The sequence below is a fragment of the Mucilaginibacter sp. R-33 genome (genome assembly GCF_049949235.1).
Classification (GTDB): Bacteria; Bacteroidota; Bacteroidia; order Sphingobacteriales; family Sphingobacteriaceae; genus Mucilaginibacter.
The window spans coordinates 3951172-3971035 of sequence record NZ_CP188089.1; the positions used below are offsets into that span (position 1 = coordinate 3951172).

Annotated in this window: 18 protein-coding genes; 1 reads left to right on the forward strand and 17 read right to left on the reverse strand. The window is 41.7% G+C overall.

Features of this window, described 5'->3' with window-relative positions; all coding sequences use genetic code 11:
• Positions 1-10 precede the first annotated feature (10 nt).
• Positions 11-493 carry a 2-C-methyl-D-erythritol 2,4-cyclodiphosphate synthase gene (gene ispF, locus ACP26M_RS16300; RefSeq protein ID WP_426581464.1) on the reverse strand — a complete coding sequence of 161 codons (483 nt, stop codon included), beginning with the start codon at positions 491-493 and terminating at the stop codon, positions 11-13.
• Complete coding sequence (gene porV, locus ACP26M_RS16305; RefSeq protein WP_090533878.1) at positions 493-1662, reverse strand: type IX secretion system outer membrane channel protein PorV; 1170 nt, start codon at positions 1660-1662, stop codon at positions 493-495. Before porV ends, ispF begins: the two co-directional genes overlap by 1 nt.
• A 242-nt stretch (positions 1663-1904) precedes the next feature.
• Here porV and ACP26M_RS16310 point away from each other — a divergent pair, with 242 nt between their 5' ends.
• Positions 1905-3563 carry an SUMF1/EgtB/PvdO family nonheme iron enzyme gene (locus ACP26M_RS16310; RefSeq protein ID WP_426581467.1) on the forward strand — a complete coding sequence of 553 codons (1659 nt, stop codon included), beginning with the start codon at positions 1905-1907 and terminating at the stop codon, positions 3561-3563.
• Between the two features lie 113 nt (positions 3564-3676).
• Here the strand turns inward: ACP26M_RS16310 and ACP26M_RS16315 are convergent, their stop codons facing one another.
• The 15 genes from ACP26M_RS16315 to ACP26M_RS16385 all read right to left on the reverse strand — a co-directional run bounded on the left by ACP26M_RS16315 (position 3677) and on the right by ACP26M_RS16385 (position 19860).
• Positions 3677-4063 (reverse strand): hypothetical protein, encoded by a 387-nt coding sequence (locus tag ACP26M_RS16315; protein WP_426581469.1) that lies wholly within the window; start codon positions 4061-4063, stop codon positions 3677-3679.
• Between the two features lie 163 nt (positions 4064-4226).
• On the reverse strand, positions 4227-5633 hold the full coding sequence (locus ACP26M_RS16320; RefSeq protein ID WP_426581471.1) for a RagB/SusD family nutrient uptake outer membrane protein: 1407 nt from the start codon (positions 5631-5633) through the stop codon (positions 4227-4229).
• A 16-nt stretch (positions 5634-5649) separates the two neighbouring features.
• The gene (locus ACP26M_RS16325) at positions 5650-8703 is read right to left on the reverse strand and encodes a SusC/RagA family TonB-linked outer membrane protein (RefSeq protein ID WP_426581473.1); all 3054 of its coding nucleotides are present in this window, start codon (positions 8701-8703) and stop codon (positions 5650-5652) included.
• A 127-nt stretch (positions 8704-8830) separates the two neighbouring features.
• A complete protein-coding gene (locus tag ACP26M_RS16330; RefSeq protein WP_426581475.1) occupies positions 8831-9331 on the reverse strand; it encodes a biotin/lipoyl-containing protein in 501 nt (166 codons plus the stop codon).
• Positions 9332-9499: 168 nt separating this feature from the next.
• Positions 9500-10162, reverse strand: a complete 663-nt coding sequence (locus ACP26M_RS16335) for a DUF4159 domain-containing protein (protein WP_426581477.1) — start codon at positions 10160-10162, stop codon at positions 9500-9502.
• Positions 10162-10869, reverse strand: a complete 708-nt coding sequence (locus tag ACP26M_RS16340) for a 16S rRNA (uracil(1498)-N(3))-methyltransferase (RefSeq protein ID WP_426581479.1) — start codon at positions 10867-10869, stop codon at positions 10162-10164. The genes ACP26M_RS16335 and ACP26M_RS16340 overlap by 1 nt, the downstream gene beginning before the upstream one ends.
• Positions 10870-10883: 14 nt before the next feature.
• Positions 10884-12224 carry a hemolysin family protein gene (locus tag ACP26M_RS16345; RefSeq protein WP_426581481.1) on the reverse strand — a complete coding sequence of 447 codons (1341 nt, stop codon included), beginning with the start codon at positions 12222-12224 and terminating at the stop codon, positions 10884-10886.
• A 4-nt stretch (positions 12225-12228) separates the two neighbouring features.
• Positions 12229-12777 carry an inorganic diphosphatase gene (locus ACP26M_RS16350; RefSeq protein ID WP_091175807.1) on the reverse strand — a complete coding sequence of 183 codons (549 nt, stop codon included), beginning with the start codon at positions 12775-12777 and terminating at the stop codon, positions 12229-12231.
• Positions 12778-12810: 33 nt separating this feature from the next.
• The gene (locus tag ACP26M_RS16355) at positions 12811-13455 is read right to left on the reverse strand and encodes a DedA family protein (RefSeq protein WP_426581483.1); all 645 of its coding nucleotides are present in this window, start codon (positions 13453-13455) and stop codon (positions 12811-12813) included.
• A 55-nt stretch (positions 13456-13510) separates the two neighbouring features.
• Positions 13511-14893: an NADH-quinone oxidoreductase subunit N gene (locus tag ACP26M_RS16360; protein ID WP_426581485.1), complete on the reverse strand. Its 1383-nt coding sequence runs from the start codon at positions 14891-14893 to the stop codon at positions 13511-13513.
• A gap of 22 nt (positions 14894-14915) precedes the next feature.
• Positions 14916-16391 (reverse strand): complex I subunit 4 family protein, encoded by a 1476-nt coding sequence (locus tag ACP26M_RS16365; protein WP_426581487.1) that lies wholly within the window; start codon positions 16389-16391, stop codon positions 14916-14918.
• A gap of 25 nt (positions 16392-16416) precedes the next feature.
• Complete coding sequence (nuoL, locus tag ACP26M_RS16370; RefSeq protein ID WP_426581489.1) at positions 16417-18330, reverse strand: NADH-quinone oxidoreductase subunit L; 1914 nt, start codon at positions 18328-18330, stop codon at positions 16417-16419.
• 142 nt (positions 18331-18472) lie between these two features.
• Entirely contained in the window at positions 18473-18802 is a 330-nt protein-coding gene (nuoK, locus tag ACP26M_RS16375) for an NADH-quinone oxidoreductase subunit NuoK (protein WP_090533902.1), read from the reverse strand.
• Positions 18802-19305: an NADH-quinone oxidoreductase subunit J family protein gene (locus ACP26M_RS16380; protein WP_090533903.1), complete on the reverse strand. Its 504-nt coding sequence runs from the start codon at positions 19303-19305 to the stop codon at positions 18802-18804. The genes nuoK and ACP26M_RS16380 overlap by 1 nt, the downstream gene beginning before the upstream one ends.
• Before the next feature lie 57 nt (positions 19306-19362).
• Positions 19363-19860 carry a NuoI/complex I 23 kDa subunit family protein gene (locus ACP26M_RS16385; protein ID WP_090533905.1) on the reverse strand — a complete coding sequence of 166 codons (498 nt, stop codon included), beginning with the start codon at positions 19858-19860 and terminating at the stop codon, positions 19363-19365.
• Between the last annotated feature and the right edge of the window lie 4 nt (positions 19861-19864).

A 19864-nucleotide genomic window follows, 5' to 3' on the forward strand; every position in this document is an offset into this window, starting at 1 on the left:
GAGTGCTTCCTTACTCCCTTTCAATCAAACAAACCGCATAAGCCACAACGCCTTCCTCCCTACCAATAAAACCCATTTGCTCGTTTGTGGTAGCTTTAATGGAAATATCTTCTTCGCTGATAGCCGCAGCTTCGGCTATGTAGGTTTTCATTGCCGGGATATGCGGGTTGATCTTCGGAGCCTCAAGACATACCATGGCATCGATATTGCCAATAGCAAACCCTTTTTCTTTGATCAGGGCAACAACATGCTGTAAAAGGATCAAGCTGCTGATACCTTTCCATCTGTCATCCTTATTTGAAAAGTGAAAGCCTATATCGCGCAGGTTTGCCGCCCCCAGCAGGGCATCGCAAATGGCGTGTAACAATACATCGGCGTCTGAGTGTCCGTAAGCACCGGCATGGTGCTCAAGTTTAACTCCGCCCAAAACGAAGGGGTGATTTTCTTTTAGCTGGTGTACATCAAACCCAAAACCTACCTTAATTTTACCCATTATCTTTTAGAAGCATTTGTTGTACCACCAAAATTTGCCGACAAAGTGAAGCGCAAAGTATTGGCCAGGGCACTATTTTGCTGGCTGGCTGCCAGGTACGAAAAATCAAAATCAAAAACGCTGTACTTAAACCCAATACCCATGGTAACATAATGCCTGTCGCCTTTGTTGGGGTTTTCATAAAAATAGCCTGCCCGCACAGCAAACTGTTTGTTGTACCAATATTCAACACCCGGCGAAAAGCTGATCTCTTTCAACTCTTCACTGAAACCACCCGGTGCGTCGCCAAACGATTGAAAAAGACCCGCCGGCACCGATACATTATCATCCTTGCCTTTGATGATCTTACCATCCTTGTCGCGCAGGGGCGGAGTTGGTACCAGCAGTTTGTTGATGTCGAAGGTTGCTGTAAACTCATTAACATCATCTAACTGCCAGGTGTTAGCCACCCCTAATTTCAAGTTGGCCGGCAAAAAATACTTGTTGCCCACATCGCTATAGCTGATTTTTGTACCAATGTTTGAAATGTGGGTTCCAAAAGCAAAAGTATTGCCATCACCATAAGGCGCCGTGTAGTATAGTGAAACATCTGCAGCAAAAGCATTGCCGGCTTTTGCCGCCTGGCTTGAGCCGGTGGCAAACGAAATACTTGATATATTGGAATGAATATACCGGGCAGTAAGGCCCAGTGAAAAATTATCGCCAAACTTACGGGCAAATGAAACATCTAACGAATACTCGTTTGGTGTGTAAGTACCCTGGTCGTTTGTGTTATCATCGGTAAGCTGAATGGAACCATAATTAAAATACCTGAGCGAAGCGCCTATTGTGTTCCGCTCATCAATTTTATGGGCATAGCTCAGGTATGATAAGCTGATATCAGGCACAAGATGCCTTAACCAGGGGCTATATGATACAGACAACGCATCATTACTTTCTAAAAATGCAAGCTTTGACGGATTCCAAAAATTCGCATTTACATCCGGCGACAAAGCCACCCCAGCATCCCCCATAGCCCCCGAACGCGAATCAGGTGAAATATTTAAAAAAGGGACCTCGGTGGGAATTGCATTGATATTACTTCCGTTAGGATTTGTTTGCGCAGCAGCAGCAAGTGGCAATAAAAATGGGGTAATGATAGCAAGGCCTCGAAATGTAAAAAACTTCATTTGTAGGAGTTAGGTTTTAACAATTTGTATTTTATAAACATAGGACCATGACTTGCTTCACATTTTCAAGTCCCCGCTTTTGCTGAAAGTTAAATCAAAAATTTAAATCAACGCAACTAATTTCATTAAATTTTCGTTAAAACCTCTGATAATTGTAGTATTTATTTCTAAATAATGGTTCATTAGCATAAGCACTGTATCCATTTTTTTATAAATTTACCACTTAATATAATTGTAAAAATATGAAAATACTTTTTACTAAAACTGCTCTGGGATTGTTGGCTTTAGGTGCCGTGATGAGTAGCTGCAGTAAACGTGAGCAATCGCAAAAAACGGGTATAACTTATAACGATAAAAACAACGGCGGTTATGAGCGTTTTAGGCAAAGCCATCCATCTCCAGGGCCCGGACTGGTGCCTATTGAGGGTGGTACTTTTGTTATGGGAGGCAGTGCCGACCAGGACATAACTTACGATTATAATAATGTACGCCGCAGGGTTACCGTGCCTTCTTTTTACATGGACGAAACCGAGGTATCAAATCAGGATTGGCTTGATTACCTGCATTGGATAAACATTACTTTCCCGCAGGATCGCGAGTTATATTACAATGCGGTGCCTGATACATTGGTTTGGCGTCATCCTTTATCTTATAATGAGCCATATGTAGATAACTACCTGCGTCATCCTGCTTTTCAGGATTATCCTGTTGTAGGCGTAACCTGGGACCAGGCACAGGATTATTGCTCATGGCGCACCGACCGTACCAATGAAAACATTTTACGCGAAACCGGAAAAATGGTAGCGTGGAAAGATATGGGCAAAAAAGGTGGCGGCGGTGATGCCGGCATTGCAGCGAACGGACAACCTTTTAATACTGATATTTACCTCAACGGCCAGATGACCGGAGCAGGCATCGATGGTAAAAAAATGATGCCTAACCTGAGCCCTAATGCCCAGGCAGGGACAGGAAAAGGCGGCAAAGCCGTTAGGCCTGTACGTATGGAAGACGGGATCCTTAAGCAAGCATATCGCTTACCATCAGAAGCCGAATGGGAATATGCAGCATTAGCCCTTGCAGGAAATACCCAGTTTGAAAACATCGATGATGGCAAAATATATACTTGGAACGGTATGGGAGTACGTTCGGCAAAAAGCAAAACCCGTGGCTTGATCATGGCAAACTTTAAACGCGGCAACGGTGACAACGCCGGTGTTGGCGGTTACCTGAACGATAAGGCAGACATTACCGCCCCTGTACGTTCATATGCACCTAATGATTTTGGCTTGTATAACATGGCGGGTAATGTAAACGAATGGGTTGCTGATACCTACCGCCAAACATCATTTGAGGAGTTTGAAGATTTTAACCCTTTCCGCGGTAATGAGTTTTCAAACAAACGCCTTGCAGATCCAAGCAAAGGACTTTATGCAAAAGACAAATATGGCAAGCCAATCAAAGATCCCGCACATGCTAATAAGAAGCTAAAATACAGTGAACTTTTAGCTTTACAGCAACAGAATACAGTCGCGCAAAGCGCCAATCCAAACGCGCCTCTTACAACTCCTCAAACAGGTTCATTACCAATTGATTCATTGCTGCCTAAAAACTCGGGGAAAGCTTACAACCCGGATGCGAGGGGTGAAAAAGACGAAGTTAATAAAGCTCTTTACGGAACAACCACCCTGGTTAATGATCACTCTAAAGTTTACAAAGGTGGATCATGGAACGACATGGCGTTTTGGCTAAACCCTGCTACCCGTCGTTTTATGGATCAGGACGAGGCAAGTGCCGAAGTTGGTTTCCGCTGTGCAATGACCTTAGTTGGCGCTCCCGAAATTAACCCTAATGGCAAACCACATTACCCGGTTAAAAAAGCTAAACCGTTTAAAACAAGATAATTTTTATAACAGATATTTGAAATGAGGCCTTTCAGTAATGAGAGGCCTTATTTGTTTTAAAGTAATCAAAATAGATTATCACCAATCAGCATAGATCTTGCTTCAACAATGCGTTATCCATCGATCGGCTCAACCCATTGGCTTCGCCAGGCCGGGGCTTCGAAGGGATCTGCGAAATACTGTGTTTCATGTATTACCTTATCCTCACGAAACTCCATAATGCTTACCGTGTAAGCCAGCTGCTCCTGATACTTAACGGTATATTCCGTGACCCAGGTATCGCCTTTTCCCAGAATCCTCCTGACACGAAAACCCGATGGCTTACCCGGATGATGCCCACGCAAGGCCTGCAAATTAATGCGCCCAAAAATCCGCTCGCCTGATTGAGGATAATCACAGATCACATCATCATCGTATATGTCATGTTCCGCGTTGATATCACCGGCTGCCGATGCCTGCCAATGAGCATTCAGGGCGGCAAGTATTTGTTGATCTTCCATGGTGTTTTAGGTATGTTTAATATGAGTAAACTTCAAATAGCAGCTAAACCCAATCTGGTCAGCAAATAACATCAGGTTAACTGAAAGACTTACTTAGGTTAATAAAGTAAAATCCCGGTGGTAAGCTACCACCGGGATATAAACATTTAAAAGAATACAGTTGTTATTGATATCCTTCGTTTTGCGTTAAATTAGGGTTTGCATCGCGCTCGCGTTTCGGGATTGGGAAGATCAATTTTGGCGAGTTCCACTCAAAAGTATCTGCCACATTTCCGTCTTCATCTGTAGTAACCGTGCTACCTTTGTATCGTTTTAAATCAAACAGCCTGAAACCTTCAAAAGGCAGTTCCACACGGCGTTCATTCTCTACCGCAGCACGTAACGCCTGCTTACTGCTTGCTGCAGTTGTATTGGCTAATCCGGCCCGGTTTCTTACAACATTCAAATCAGATATAGCACCTGCAACATTAGGAGTTGTTTTTTGCGACCTGGCTTCTGATCTTATCAGGTACATTTCGGCAAGCCTTATCACAATCACATTACCAAACTTATTATTGAATTTAGCAGTATAATTATCGCCATCATTATAAAACTCATCAGCTCTTGCATCTCCCGATTCATACCTGTCAAAGTGTTGTTGATTAATTACAGTTTCTCCCCTGCCTGCAAAATCGGCACTGGCGAACACTTCGTTTAATGCATTGAAACCTGATTGGGGAGACATCTGAATAGCAAACACATCTTCACTCGAATTGAACACACGTGTTGCCTGTTCATAATTTTGGAACTCATCCTTAAACACAGGAACCAAAGAGTATAAACCCGAACTAATTACCTTAGTAGCTTCCTGTTCGGCAAGTTCAAATTTTTCCTGTGTGAGATATATCCGCGCGAGCACCGCTGAAGCATCAGGAGAGTTAGCGAATGAAGTTTTATAAGTATCCAGTTTTGCCTCGGCATCTGTAAGATCCTTTATAGCCTGTGCGTAAACTTCAGCAACTGTATTGCGTGAAGGCTTCTGAATACCAGGAATTGAAGTTGTTGGAGTTAATATTATTGGTACAGCCGGATTTGAAGCGGGCGTTCCATCATTCCATGCCTTACCAAACACCCTTGCCAAATCAAAATAGATCATGCCCCGTAAAAATTTGGCTTCACCCTCCACTCTATCCTTATTAGCAGCATCAACCAGATTTAAGTTGGCCAAAACGTTGTTGCACACGTTAATAGCATTATACCCACTATCCCAAACACCTTCAACAAAAATATTATTAACGGTTAGCGCTTTATTTGCCAGTTCAGTATATTCTGAAAAAGTTCCGAAATATGAAAAGTCGCCATCATCAGCTAAAAAGTCTGTGGTTGATTGAAACCGGCCACCATATAACCCTCTTAAACCGGCTGCTGTATAAGCACCCACAAGTACGCCCTGAACATCTTTTGAAGTTTTAATTGCAAGATCCTGTTCAACTGAATCCTGTGGCTTTATATCCAGTTGCTTTTGGCAGCCGGAACTATACAGCATTACTATTGTGCTTAATGCTATAATTGAATATTTAGTTTTTTTCATTGTTCTTCAGCTTAAATTAAAATCCCACGTTTATACCAAAAGTTATAGTCTTAGCCTGAGGTGCGGCATAAAAGTCATACCCCTGAGTAATATTTCCTGAAAACGCATCGGAATTAAGCTCTGGGTCCCAACCTTTGTATTTTGTCCAGGTAGCCAGGTTAGTAGCCTGTGCATAAACTCTTAGGCTTGATAATTTAATTTTGCTTATCAATGCTTTAGGGAAGTTATACCCTAACACAATATTTTTCAAACGCACGTATGAACCGTCGTCCAGAAACCTTGAACTTGGGTTAACTCCGTTTCCGCCAAATAAACGGGCTTCAGGCACATTGGTAATTTGCCCGGGTTTTGTCCAGGCCAGCAGCTGATCGCGGGTTTGGTTATCAAAACCATTGTTAAAACCAACTGACATATACTGACCGGCACCGTTATAAATTTGGTTCCCATTAACTGATTGTATCAGGAAACTAAAATCTATACCCATGTAACTGATACTGTTATTTAGTCCTGCGATATATTTGGGATTTGGATTACCAACTACAACAGGAACCGCCTCATTGTAATCATTAGTTTTGGTACGGTCTCGTTTACCATTGCCTAAATCGGTATTTTTGTAATATAAGGCATCACCATTTGCAGGATCAGCGCCGGCAAACTCCGGAGCCACAAATATACCTAAGGGCTGTCCTTCCATGGCACGGTTAACAGCATCGCCGCTGCCTGTTATAACCTGTCCTTTAAGATCAGTTATTTTATTGCGATTGAATGAGATATTAAAGCTTGTATTCCAGGTTACTTTACCCACAAGATTTTTTGAATCTATCTGAATTTCCAAGCCCTTGTTCTGCAATTTACCGAGGTTTTGTGTAATGGTAGTAAATCCGGAAGTTGCCGGTACTTGTACATTCAACAGCAGATCTTTTGTTTTCTTCAAATAAACATCAAACTGGCCTGCTAAGCGGCCTCCTAAAAAAGCGATATCCACACCTATATCTGTTTGGGCAGTAGTTTCCCACTTTAAATCGGGATTTGGTAATTGCGTAGGCCTCGCTCCGGCAACACCTGCATAACCAAATTCGGTATATAGCCCCCGCGCCGGAAAATTACCTATCTCAGAGTTACCGGTTAAACCATAGCTGCCTCTTAATTTCAAGTCAGATATCAGCTTTTGATTTTTCATGAAACCTTCTTCCGAAACTATCCACCCAACAGAACCTGCAGGGAAGAAACCATACCGGTGATCGGCACCGAACCTTGAAGACCCGTCGATACGACCGCTTAATGATAAAAGATACCTGTCATGATATTTATAATTAGCTCTTGCAAAATAAGACAGTAATGAATAAGCAGTTGACGATGACAAAGCGCTGGTGATACTTGCGGAGCTTATTAGCTTCTTATAAGCATCGCTTGGAAATTGTTCACCATTCAGTGAATTTAAGTCATTTTGCTGTCTTTGATAGGTCATACCGCCAACCGCATCAATACTGCTTTTTCCAAAATCCTTTAAGAAATGTAAAAAGTTATTGGTGTTAAAATTAATGGACGTTATTGAAGAATTAAAACCCACTCCATTATTAGTGCCCGAATTACGTGCAGTAAGGCTGCCTGAATAATTATCTTCACTTGAATTTAAAATATCTACACCTACCTCACTCCTGAAAGTTAAAGATGGCAATATCTTAATCTCTCCAAAAACATTACCAAGGTTACGATAATCCGTAGTAATGAAATAACTATTTTCAGAATTTAGCAGCGGGTTAAAATACACCGGGAAATTACTATTTGGCAAGCCGGTGGCGGGATCAAGCTGACCACTTAACAGGCCCGTACGCGGGTCAATGACAGGTGTAATAGGTGACAATGCAACGATTTGCTCGGGGGTCGAAAAAGCATTATCATTATCCAAACGGTGATTTTGCGTACGCGAAACGCTCAAATTGGCACCTACTGTAAGCCAGTTGGTAGCCTGATTTTCGATATTTGTACGTAAACTGTATTGATTGATCTTGTTCTTTAGTATCCAACCTTTTTGGTCGTTATAAGTTCCGGATATGTAAAATTTTGTTTTTTCTGTACCACCCGAAAATACAAGGTTATAATTTTGAACCGGAGCGTGCTGAGTGATTTGATCTTGCCAATTGGTATTTACATTTGTATTTGCATAGTTTGCATTTCCCGCAGCATATCTGGTCAAACGGCTTTTCGCATAATCTTCCAAACCACCTGCAACTGCAGCCGATTGTACAAGTTTTAAATATTCTTTTGAATTTAGAAATTCGCGTTCACGGGTCGGCTTACTAAAACCATAATATTGATTATAGGTAATTTTTGTTGAACCTGCTTTACCTTTTTTTGTGGTAACCAAAACAACGCCATTTGATGCTCTCGAACCATATATAGCTGCCGCAGAAGCGTCCTTTAAAATATCGATAGACTCGATATCATTCTGGTTCAAATCCACAAGCGGATTAGTAGATGCTCCGTTACTTGAAAAATCATTGACAGTAATCGGCAATCCGTCCACCACGTATAATGGTTGGCTGCCGGCTGATACAGAAGATGCACCACGTACCCTAACCTGGATACCCTGCCCTAATTTACCGTTTTGAGCCTGAATGTATACGCCCGGGCTCCGGCCTTGTATAGCCGATTCAAGACTTGGTACAGGAATATTTTCTATGTCGCCGCCTTTAATCTTTGAAACAGAGCCGGTCAATGATCGCTTGCTTTGTGTACCATATCCTACAACCACAACCTCATTAAGTACTTTTGAATCTGTGGTCAACTGTGCATTTACCGCTGCTCCATTTATAGCGATTTCGCGGGGAAGGTACCCTAAAAAATTAAAAACTAAACCTTTAGCATTTGCCGGCACACTAAGTTTATAACCACCGTTAATGTCGGTTTGGGTGCCAAGCCCGGCAACTCCTTTTACAGTTACGCTTACCCCCGGTAAGGGCGAGCCGTCTTTCTGATCTGTTACTTTACCTGTAATAACCCGGTTTTGAGCAAAACCGAAGGCAATACAAGTACATAACAACAGAATTGTTAGTAGATGTTTCTTCATAAGTTAATATTGTTAATTAAGAAAGTAAGTTCGTAAAAAAAATGTGTAGAAACAACAAAAGCCTTAAAACTACGTTGCATTTGTTGCAAAAATGTTATTATCGCATATTTAGAACAATAACAATCAGTTAAAAAAGCATTAAAATCTGCCCTTTTTCAACTTTATCTCCAGGCTTTATTAATATCTTTCCAACCGTTACATCGGCGGGGGCTTTGATGATGTTCTCCATCTTCATAGCTTCAAGCACAAAGAGATTGTCACCTTTTTTAATGATATCTCCCTTATTTACAAATACTTTCAATACCAAACCTGGCATAGGGGCTTTAATTTCGCTAATCCTGGCACTGTTTAAATTACTAAAACCAAGCTTATCAAGCAGTATATCAAATTGATCCTTAGCACTAATGCTATATATATGATTATTAACTTTTATTTCAGCAGTTTTTTCGTCACCGTTAAAATTGACTACCTCGACATTGTATGAGCGGTTGTTTTCGATGACGTGGTAAATACCAGGTTGTATTGGTTTGATATCCGCATCTCTTTTAACCCCGTTAATAAGCAGTCCCGCCGCAATGGTTCTCTCAGCTTCAATATTAAAATGGCTATTAATACTTAATTTATACATAGGATTTAGATTTGGAAATAAGCGGTTTATATATTATTTGTTTAGGGGCTGGTATAAAGCTAAACATATTATTATTAACCACAAAGGTTCCATAAGCAAAATCCAATGTTTAACTACAGTATAAAGAAAATGGTGCATTGCATAATGCGCTGCGGAACAAAGAGGCAACTATTGGGTAAAGATGTATTGAATTAAATTTGCGCCCATTTTAAGGGCCTTTTGGCGGCCTTCCTGGGTATCGCCGGCATAGGTGCCATAATCTTCCCAACCGTTGCCCAAATCGCACTCATAAGTGTAAAAACAAACTAATCTGCCTTTGTATATCAATCCAAAACCCTGGGCACGCTTGCCGTCATGCTCATGAATTTTGGGTAAGCCGTTCGGGAAGTCATATTTTTGATGGTAAATAGGGTGATTAACCGGCAGTTCAACAAAATCAAGCTCAGGAAACACCTTCTTCATTTGCGGGCGAATATATTGGTCGAGCCCGTAATTATCATCGATATGCAAAAAGCCTCCGCCGGTAAGGTATTTACGCAGGTTCCGGGCTTCCTGGTCGGAAAAGATCACGTTGCCATGCCCCGTCATAAAGGTGAAAGGATAATTAAATAAAGAAGCACTGCCTGCCTCAACTACTTCATCGTCGTCATCAAAATTGGTTTTGAGGTTTTCATTACAGAATTTGATCAGGTTAGGTAACGCTGTGCGGTCGCCATACCAATCGCCGCCGCCGCTGTATTTAAGGCGGGCAATCTTATAGGCAGGGGCATTAAAGCTGCTCATTGCTATAGCCGCAAATAAAACAACCAATGCTAACCTTATCCTTTTCATTATCTGTTTAAAAAATTCACCTCAAAGCAAGCCTCCAGCGCGGCAGTTTCCGTACGCAGGCGACTTGTACCTAAAGATATTGGTTTAAACCCATTGTGCAAAGCCTTATCAATCTCAGCCGGAGCAAAATCCCCTTCCGGGCCTATCAATATTAAATAACGGCCTTGCGGGGTTATTTCGTCTTTCAGATTGAATTTCTCTCCGGGTTCACAATGGGCAATAAACTTTTGCCCCTCAAAAGGTTTATCGAATAGTTGGTTTAGCGTTAAAGGCTCATTTAATAGCGGATGGTAGGCTTTAAGGGATTGCTTGATAGCAGCGGTGATGATTTTATTTAAACGCTCCACCTTGGCCTCCTTACGCTCTGAACGCTGGGTGACGATCAGCGATACTTCATCGATACCAATCTCTGTAGCTTTTTCCAAAAACCATTCCAGGCGTTCAATATTTTTGGTTGGTGCTACCGCGATGTGTAGATAATGGTTACGTTTTTCAAATTCGGTAATTACCGATGTTATTTTTAGAATGGTACGCTTAGGGTGTCCGTCATGGATGAGAGCGGTATATAAGCCTCCCCTTCCGTCAATCAGTTGCACTTCGTTGCCCGCTTCGAGGCGCAGCACACGTATAGCGTGTTTGCTTTCTTCTTCGCTCAGAAAGTATTGTGGATGCGAGGCGTCAATATCAGGCGTATAAAAAAGTTGCATTATGGATAAGCAGATTAATGTAAATCTACTGCATCTTCTTCATTTATCAGTAATTCGAGTTTAACTGATTCAATATTCTGGTCGGATTTTTTCAGTACAGTGATGTTATATCCGTTCGATTCTTTTTGCTCACCAACATCAGGGATCTTCCCGAAGATATCGCCAAGCCAGCCCGATACGGTATCGAAATCGCCATCTTCAGGTAAATCATGCGGTAAATGCTCGTTCACATCGTAAATAGATGCAAGCGCATTAACTATAAACTCACGCTCATTTACTTTTTCAACAATTGGCTTTTCTTCATCATACTCATCCTGTATCTCGCCAACAAGCTCTTCAACAATATCTTCCAATGTAACCATGCCTGCAGTACCGCCAAACTCGTCAAGTACAATAGCTATCTGGATGCGCTTTTGCTGTAGTTCGGCCATCAGATCGTTGATCTTTTTGGTTTCGGGGATGAAATACGGTTTGCGGATAATATCTTTAAGTACAATCTCCTCGTTCCGGGCCAGTAGTGGCAAAATATCCTTGGCATGTACTATACCGATGATCTTATCTATAACATCGTCATAAACCGGCATCCGCGAATAACCTTCGTTGATGATCATATCCAGCAGCTCTTCTTTGGTTGAAGCGATATCGACTCCCGAGATTTTGGTACGCGGTACCATGATGTTTTTTACCACACGCTCGTTAAAATCAAACACGTTCTGGATTAGTTCGTGCTCATTTGAGTCAAGTGCGCCGGTCTCTTTACCTTGCTCCAACAGGTATTGCAGTTCTTCCGAACTATGATGGGTTTCACCGCCTTCAACGGTGCTTATACCCAATAATTTCAGAATGAAATTTGCAAAATTATTAAGTACCCATATAAATGGCCTGAAAACCACAAAGAAGAACCTGAGCGGCAATGAAACAGCCATTACAGTACGTACCGATTTTTGGATAGCCAACGATTTAGGCGCAAGCTCACCAAAAACAATGTGCATAATGGTGATAAAGCTGAAAGCCAGGATATGACTGGCAGTAATATAACCCGGAGAAAGGGTTATGCCCACGCTCAGGAAAGCGCGGATCACGATGTTGGTGGCAACCTCCTCACCCACAACACCGAGCGCCAGCGAAGCAATGGTAATACCCAGCTGTGTGGCAGCCAGGTAACCATCTAAATTATGCAATATGCCCCGGGCAACTTTGGCTACGCCGCTGCCGCCTTTGGCCCTAATTTCAATCTGCGAACCCCGAACCCTTACCATGGCAAACTCCGCGGCTACGAAAAAGCCATTGAGTAAAACCAAAAATATGGTCGCGAAAATGTAAAATAAACTAATCTCGTAATGTGCGGGGTCCATTTATTTATGATTGATACACAGGGAACGTAGACTTGTACAGCTCCAAACTCTCGGTTATCACTTTATGGGCATAACGTACACCTAACAAATGTTCGATGGTAACGTTTTTGCCTTCTAATTTTTTGTAGTCTTTAAAAAAGCGAACAATTTCGGTCATGGCATGCGGCGGCAGCTCATTTAAATCGTTGATGTAATTTACCGACATATCATTTTTAGCCACAGCTATGATCTTATCATCCTGCTCACCGTTATCAACCATGTGCATTACACCTACTACCTTAGCCTCAATGATAGACATTGGGAAAACATCAATTGAGCAAAGTACAAGGATATCCAAAGGATCTTTATCATCGCAATAGGTCTGAGGGATAAAGCCGTAGTTAGCCGGGTACATTACAGATGAAAATAACACACGATCGAGCTTTAGCAAGCCCGACTCTTTATCAATTTCATATTTCGCTTTTGATCCTTTTGGAATTTCAATAATAGCGTTTACTATTTCAGGGATATTATCACCTGGTGAAACCTGGTGCCATGGATGCAGAGTACTCATTTATCTTTATTATATAGTATATAAAATTATTAACTAATCTATTTTTTCGTTTTTTTCACGAAGTTTCTTTTTAACATAAGCAATAACCAGCGGAATTGTTGTAATTACAATCAATCCCAGTACAATGTATTGCAGATAATCCTGCAGTTGAGGGAACCTTCGCCCTAAAAAAAAACCGCCCAGCGTAAATACACATACCCAGGCCACGCTGCCAATAAGGTTATAAACCGAAAATCTTCTAATATCAACCTTAACAACACCTGCAAATATAGGAGCAAATGTTCTAACAATAGGGAAAAATCTCCCTAAAATAAGCGCCATTCCCCCATGTTTGTTGTAAAACTCACTGGCCAGTACTACGTACCGCCGCTTAAAAAATAGTGAGTCGTTTTTATTGAATAATACCGGCCCCGTTCGGTAACCAAACCAATACCCGGTAAAATTGCCTAATACTCCGGCGCCTATCAATGACAATACCAGCGTAGTTATAGAAACATCAACTTTACCAGCGGCACATAATAAACCAGCCATAAACAGCAGGTAATCGCCGGGCAGAAAGAAACCAAAGAATAAACCGGTTTCGGCAAAAACAACAATAAGCAAGAGATAAAAACCACCCCTGCTTATTATGGATTGTGCGTCAGTTAAATTTTGAAGGTATTCCCAGAAACTTTCCATTCACTATATCTGTAAAACTACAAATATTATATCAATTTGCAGTTATCAATACCGATTATATGAAACGGGCTATAACATCGGGATAAACACCAATAAGGATTGTAGCGAGAGCAGAAAGTGCAAATACTACTTTATAATAAACCGGCACTGTAAGCTCTGCGCGTTCGTCGGTACGGAAATACATGGCGATGATGACCCTGAAATAGTAAAAGATACTAATGATAGCGTTAATCACAGCTATAATAACTAAACCGATATGATAACGGCTTACCGCTCCCGAAAACATGAAGAATTTACCGATGAAGCCTGCAGTAAGCGGAATCCCCGCCAATGAAAGCATGGCTACAGTTAATACAAAGGCAAGGAACGGGTTCTTCTTACCCAGGCCGTTAAAGCTTTCAAAATTGTCGCTTCCGTTTTGTTGCTGTACTAATATCAAGCCGCCAAACGCGATAATTGAAGCAATTGAATATGCTGTAGCATATACAAACACCGAATTGCCTGAAGCAGCGCCTAATGACACGATTGCAAATAACAGGTAGCCGGCGTGAGAGATACTTGAAAATGCAAGCATCCTCTTAAAGCTTTGCTGATACAACGCGGTGATATTGCCTATAAATAAGGTAATAATAGTGATTACAAGTATTATTGGTGTCCAGAAGTCAGACAATGGCTGGAAACAGGCTGAAAATAAACGCAGGAAAGCTGCAAACCCCGCTGTTTTAACTACAGTCGACATGAAAGCCGTGATCAGCGTAGGCGCACCTTCGTATACATCCGGTGTCCAGAAATGAAAGGGGGCTGCACCAACTTTAAAACATAAACCTACAATGATCAGGGCTATGCCGGTATAAAACATTGGATCGATATGCGGATGATTAATTACATATTCCCTGATTGCATCGATATTGAATGAACCGGATGATCCGTATAACAGGGCCATACCAAACAGCAGGAAGCCGGTTGAAAAAGCACCCATTAAAAAGTATTTCAAAGCAGCTTCATTTGAAGCGAAATCGCTCTTTTTAATGCCGGCCAGGATGTACAAGCTAACTGACATGATCTCGATGCCGATAAACAGCATCACCAGGTTATTGAATGATACCATCACAATGATACCTGCCAGCGAAAACAAGATAATGGCATAATACTCGGCGGTATGCCTGCTGATCCGCTCAAAGTATCCTTTTGACAGTAACAGGATCAGTATGGTAGATATAATGGTAACACTTGAAAATACAACAGAGAAATTGTTGAACAGCAGCATGCCGGTATAAAGCGGCTCGGCTGTATCTTTTGAAGTCCATTGGCAAATTGCAAAACCTAAAGCAGCCAGTAAGCCTATAACGGTAACGGGTAACAAAGCTTTTTGCGCTTTATACAACCCTAAATACAGCAGCACTATAGGTAAAACAGATATGATGATTATAGTATTCATTCTTTTCTTTAAAATCTTAAACCTACATTGTAAACTTTGAACCTATCTGATTTACCAGTTGCGTTACCGCAGCTTCAGAAATATGCAGAATAGGCTGAGGATAAATACCTAATACAATAACCAGGGCACAAATGATACACAACGTCAACTTTTCAGTGCCGCTAACATCAGCAAAAGTAGCTGTAAGCGGATTGGTTTCGCCCTGCATTACATTTTTGTAAAGGCGTAACATATAAACCGCCCCAAAAATGATGGTAAGACCAGCTACCGCTCCAAGTACAACGTTTCCATAATGAACCGCCCCAAAATCAAATACACCTTTCAATAACAGGAACTCACCAATAAAACCATTAGTAAGCGGCAATCCTACTGTACCCAATAATATGATCAGGAAGCCTATCGCAAATCTTGGAGCCACCTTTGCGATACCACCAAGTTGACTAATCTCGCGGGTGTTTAACCTGCGGCTGATGATATCCCAGACAAAGAACATACCAACAACGTTGATACCGTGGTTAAGCATTTGGATCATGGCACCCTGAACACCTCCAATATTCCATGCAAAGATGCCTGCGGCAATTAACCCTACGTGTGCTATTGACGAATAAGCAACCAGGCGCTTGCCGTCCTTTTGTTTAAAGGCAATAATTGAAGCATAAACCACGCCTATAACACCAAGGATCAAAGCCAAAGTCTGGAAGTGGAAAAAGCCAAGCGGAGCATTAGGGATCATCCAGCGGATAACACCGTAAATACCCATTTTAAGCATGATACCTGATAGCATCATGGTACCACCTGATGGTGCTTCGGTATAAGTATCCGGCTGCCAGGTATGGAAAGGGAACAAAGGCATTTTAATGGCGAAAGCCAGGAAAAACGCCCAGAAGATCCAGCCCTGGTGTTTAACATCCAAAGTCATTTTATAGAAATTGTGGATGTCGAAAGTTTTGTCGGGAGATTGCAGATACAGGTAGATAATGCCTACCAGCATGAACAGCGAACCGGCAAAGGTGTAGATGAAAAATTTAATGGTAATACGGATGCGGTTTTCACCTCCCCAAAGGGCACAAATGAAGTAGATCGGAATCAATGCCGCTTCCCATCCAACGTAAAACAAAAATCCGTCGAGGGCGGTAAATACAACCAGCATGCCAGCTTGCATAAACAGAATGAGACCATAAAAGGCACCTTCGTTTTTATATTGATGCTGATAGGTTGTTAAAATAATTAATGGTACAAGCACAGTGGTCAACAAAACCAGGATCATACTGATCCCGTCGATACCGGCACTGAAGTAAATTCCAAAACTGCTGATCCATGGCACATCAATTACAAACTGGGTTGATGCATCCGGAACAAACTTGCTTAAAAATATAAGCGCTATTACCAGTTGGGCAACAGAGAAAAATAATGCAGCATGTTTAGCTATCCCGTTTTTAAGCAGGGCAACTATCAGGGCGGCAACTATTGGCAAAAAAAGTAATATACTAACGGTCATTTTTATGTTGCTAAACGCTTATCGTTTATATTTTAGTTAATCCAAATACACTATACACTAATACCGCGATAATTCCCAGTACCATTACAAATATGTAGAACCCTACGTTACCGGTTTGCAGCAGGCGCAGGCCTTTACTGGTTTCAATCGTTCCTCTGCCAATCCCATTCACCAAACCATCGATACCTAAACGCTCTATGATGTTATAGAAGAAGGTTGAAAGCCAGTCGAGTGGTTTACGAACGATCAGGTCATAAAGCTCATCCAGGTAAAACTTGTGGTATGACAGACTTGTAAGTGCCGGGCGCTCTTCAGTATCAGCAACAGGTACACTGCCATTTTTAGCATATTTCATATAGGCATAAGCCATAGCAGCTAAAGCCAATGCTACCGAAGTGCCCATTAACGCGCATTCAAGTGATTCGGACAAATGATGCTCGCCCAAAATTTCGTTTGATTTATGGAAAACAGGCTCAAGGAAATGTGCCAGTTCATGATGTCCGTGTAATACTTCCGGCACACCGATCCAACCACCTACAATAGAAAGGATAGCTAATACAATAAGCGGAATAGTCATTGTTGGAGGCGATTCATGTAAATGATGCTCCTGCTCATGAGTGCCACGGAACTTTCCGTAAAATGTAAGGTACATCATCCTGAACATATAGAATGAAGTTAACATAGCGGTTAATACACCTACGGCCCAGAATATCGGGCTATGCGCGTAAGCATGTGCTAATATTTCATCTTTTGAAAAGAAGCCTGCCAATGGCGGAATACCTGCAATAGCCACAGTGCCTATCATCATGGTAGTGAAAGTAGTTTTGATCTTGCCTTTCAAGCCACCCATTTTGCGCATATCCTGCTCACCGCTCATAGCGTGGATCACCGAACCCGCACCGAGGAATAATAAAGCTTTAAAGAAAGCGTGTGTTAACACGTGGAAGAAAGCGCCTGTATAAGCACCAACACCCAGGCCTAAAAACATATACCCTAATTGAGATACGGTTGAATAAGCCAATACCTTTTTAATATCTGTTTGGGTTAACGCGATAAGTGCAGCAATGAGTGCTGTTGCCAAACCTACGTACGCTATGATATCCATAGTAACAGGCGACAATGTGTAGAGAATGTTTGAGCGCGCGATCATATAGATACCCGCAGTAACCATGGTAGCAGCGTGGATCAGAGCAGAAACAGGAGTTGGGCCGGCCATTGCATCAGGCAACCAGGTAAACAATGGCAACTGTGCCGATTTACCGCAAGCACCGACAAACAATAAAATAGTGATAATATACAACGGTCCATTATCTGATTTCATTGTAGCTGCCTTTGGAAAGATCTCGGCAAATTGGACACTGTTGAAAACCAAAATAATAGTAAATATGCCCAGTAGAAAACCAAGGTCGCCGATACGGTTCATTACAAACGCTTTCTTCGCTGCATCTGCATAATCAGGGTTGGTAAACCAGAAACCGATCAGCAGGTATGAGCACAAGCCCACGCCCTCCCATCCAATAAACATGATGAGGTAGTTTGAACCTAAAACCAGCAGCAGCATGAAGAAAACGAACAGGTTGAGATAAGCGAAAAATTTTCCGAAACCTTCGTCGTCATGCATGTAGCCAATAGAATACAGGTGGATCAGGAAGCCAACGCCTGTAATGATTAGCAGCATGATAGTGCTTAACTGATCGATAAGAAATGCGAAAGGAAATTTTAATGACCCAACCGAAAACCAGGTAAAGTAGTTGACATTAATTGGAACTCCGGTTGATTTTACCTGAAAAAAAGCTGCAATGCTTAAGCCAAATGAAACCAGTACAAGCAAACTGCCAATAAAGCCAATTACACTTTTTGATAATGAATTACGGCCAAGTCCGTTTATAACAAAACCGGCTAACGGTAGTATAGGAATAAGCCAGATATATTTATCCATGTTCGATGTTGTACGTTTTACGCGTTACGTTATACGTTTTTAATTATCTAATCGCTATTGCTGGAAAGAGGCAACAACGTTTGTTTATTATTAATCAGCTATTACAATTCCGAAATTGAAACTCCGAAATCCGAAATACCTGTTACCATTTCAACCTGTTCAGTACGTTGATATCAATTGAATTAGTATTACGATAGATCATCACGATAATAGCCAAACCAACTGCAACTTCGGCAGCGGCCAGCGCCATGATAAAAAACACGAATACCTGCCCGGTTGCATCACCCCTGTATACCGAAAACGCGGTAAGCAGCAGGTTAACCGAGTTAAGCATCAACTCGACTGACATGAAGATCACGATAGCATTACGGCGGATCAATACGCCCATTACGCCTATAGCAAAAATGATTGTGCTTAACAATATGTAATGATTAAGCGGCACGGCGTGCATAGTATTTGTTAAACTTTCCATTATGCTGCTTTAGGTTCTTTTTCTTTAGTGGCCAATAATACCGCACCTACCATAGCTGATAAAAGCAATACAGATGACACTTCAAATGGCAATAAAAATTCGTTGAACAATACTTTACCTAAGTTTTTTACAAGGCCCAGATCAGGGTTTTGTAACAATACCGGGTTTGATGCGCCCATCAGTTTAAGTGAAGATGCAACAGCTACAGCCAAGATGCCTCCGCCAAAAACACCGGCTATTTTAACCATGAAAGGCTTTACAGGCTCCGACTCCTTATTAAGGTTGATGAGCATCAGCGTATACAGGAACAATACCAATATAGCGCCCATGTACACGATGAAGTTTACAATCGCCAAAAATTGAGCGTTAAGCAAAATGTAGTGGATGGTGAAAGTAAAAAAGGTAAGGATCAGATAAAGGATACTATGTACCGGATTTTTGGCCGAGATTACCAATATCGAAAAGAATATGGACAAAAATGCGATGAAGTAAAATGTACTCATGTTTTTATTTACAAAATACCTTTACCCTTTTAGGCAGGGCAAAGGTATAAAACTTCTTTATTGATTTAAGGGTGCTTCTACTAATTTGTCTTTACCGTAAATAAAATCCTTCCTTAAATAGTCGGCAGGCACAATATCACCATCAAGATAAATAGCTTCTTTAGGGCAGGCCTCTTCGCATAAACCGCAAAAAATGCAGCGTAGCATGTTGATTTCATAAACAGCAGCGTATTTCTCTTCCCGGTACAGGTGCTCCTCGCCTTTCTGACGTTCGGCAGCTGTCATGGTAATAGCTTCTGCCGGGCATGATAATGCGCAAAGGCCGCAGGCTGTGCAACGTTCCCTGCCATCTTCATCACGTTTAAGCGAATGCATGCCGCGGAAATTCTCTGAAAATTCACGCTTTTCTTCAGGATAGCTGATGGTTACCGGCTTTTTGAAAAAGTGTTTCATTGTAGTGGATAAACCGCCCACAATGGCCGGCAGGTAAGCACGCTCTAAAAAATTGAGTGGCTTAACTTCCAGTACTTTTCGTTTATTGCTTAATGATTCCATTTGA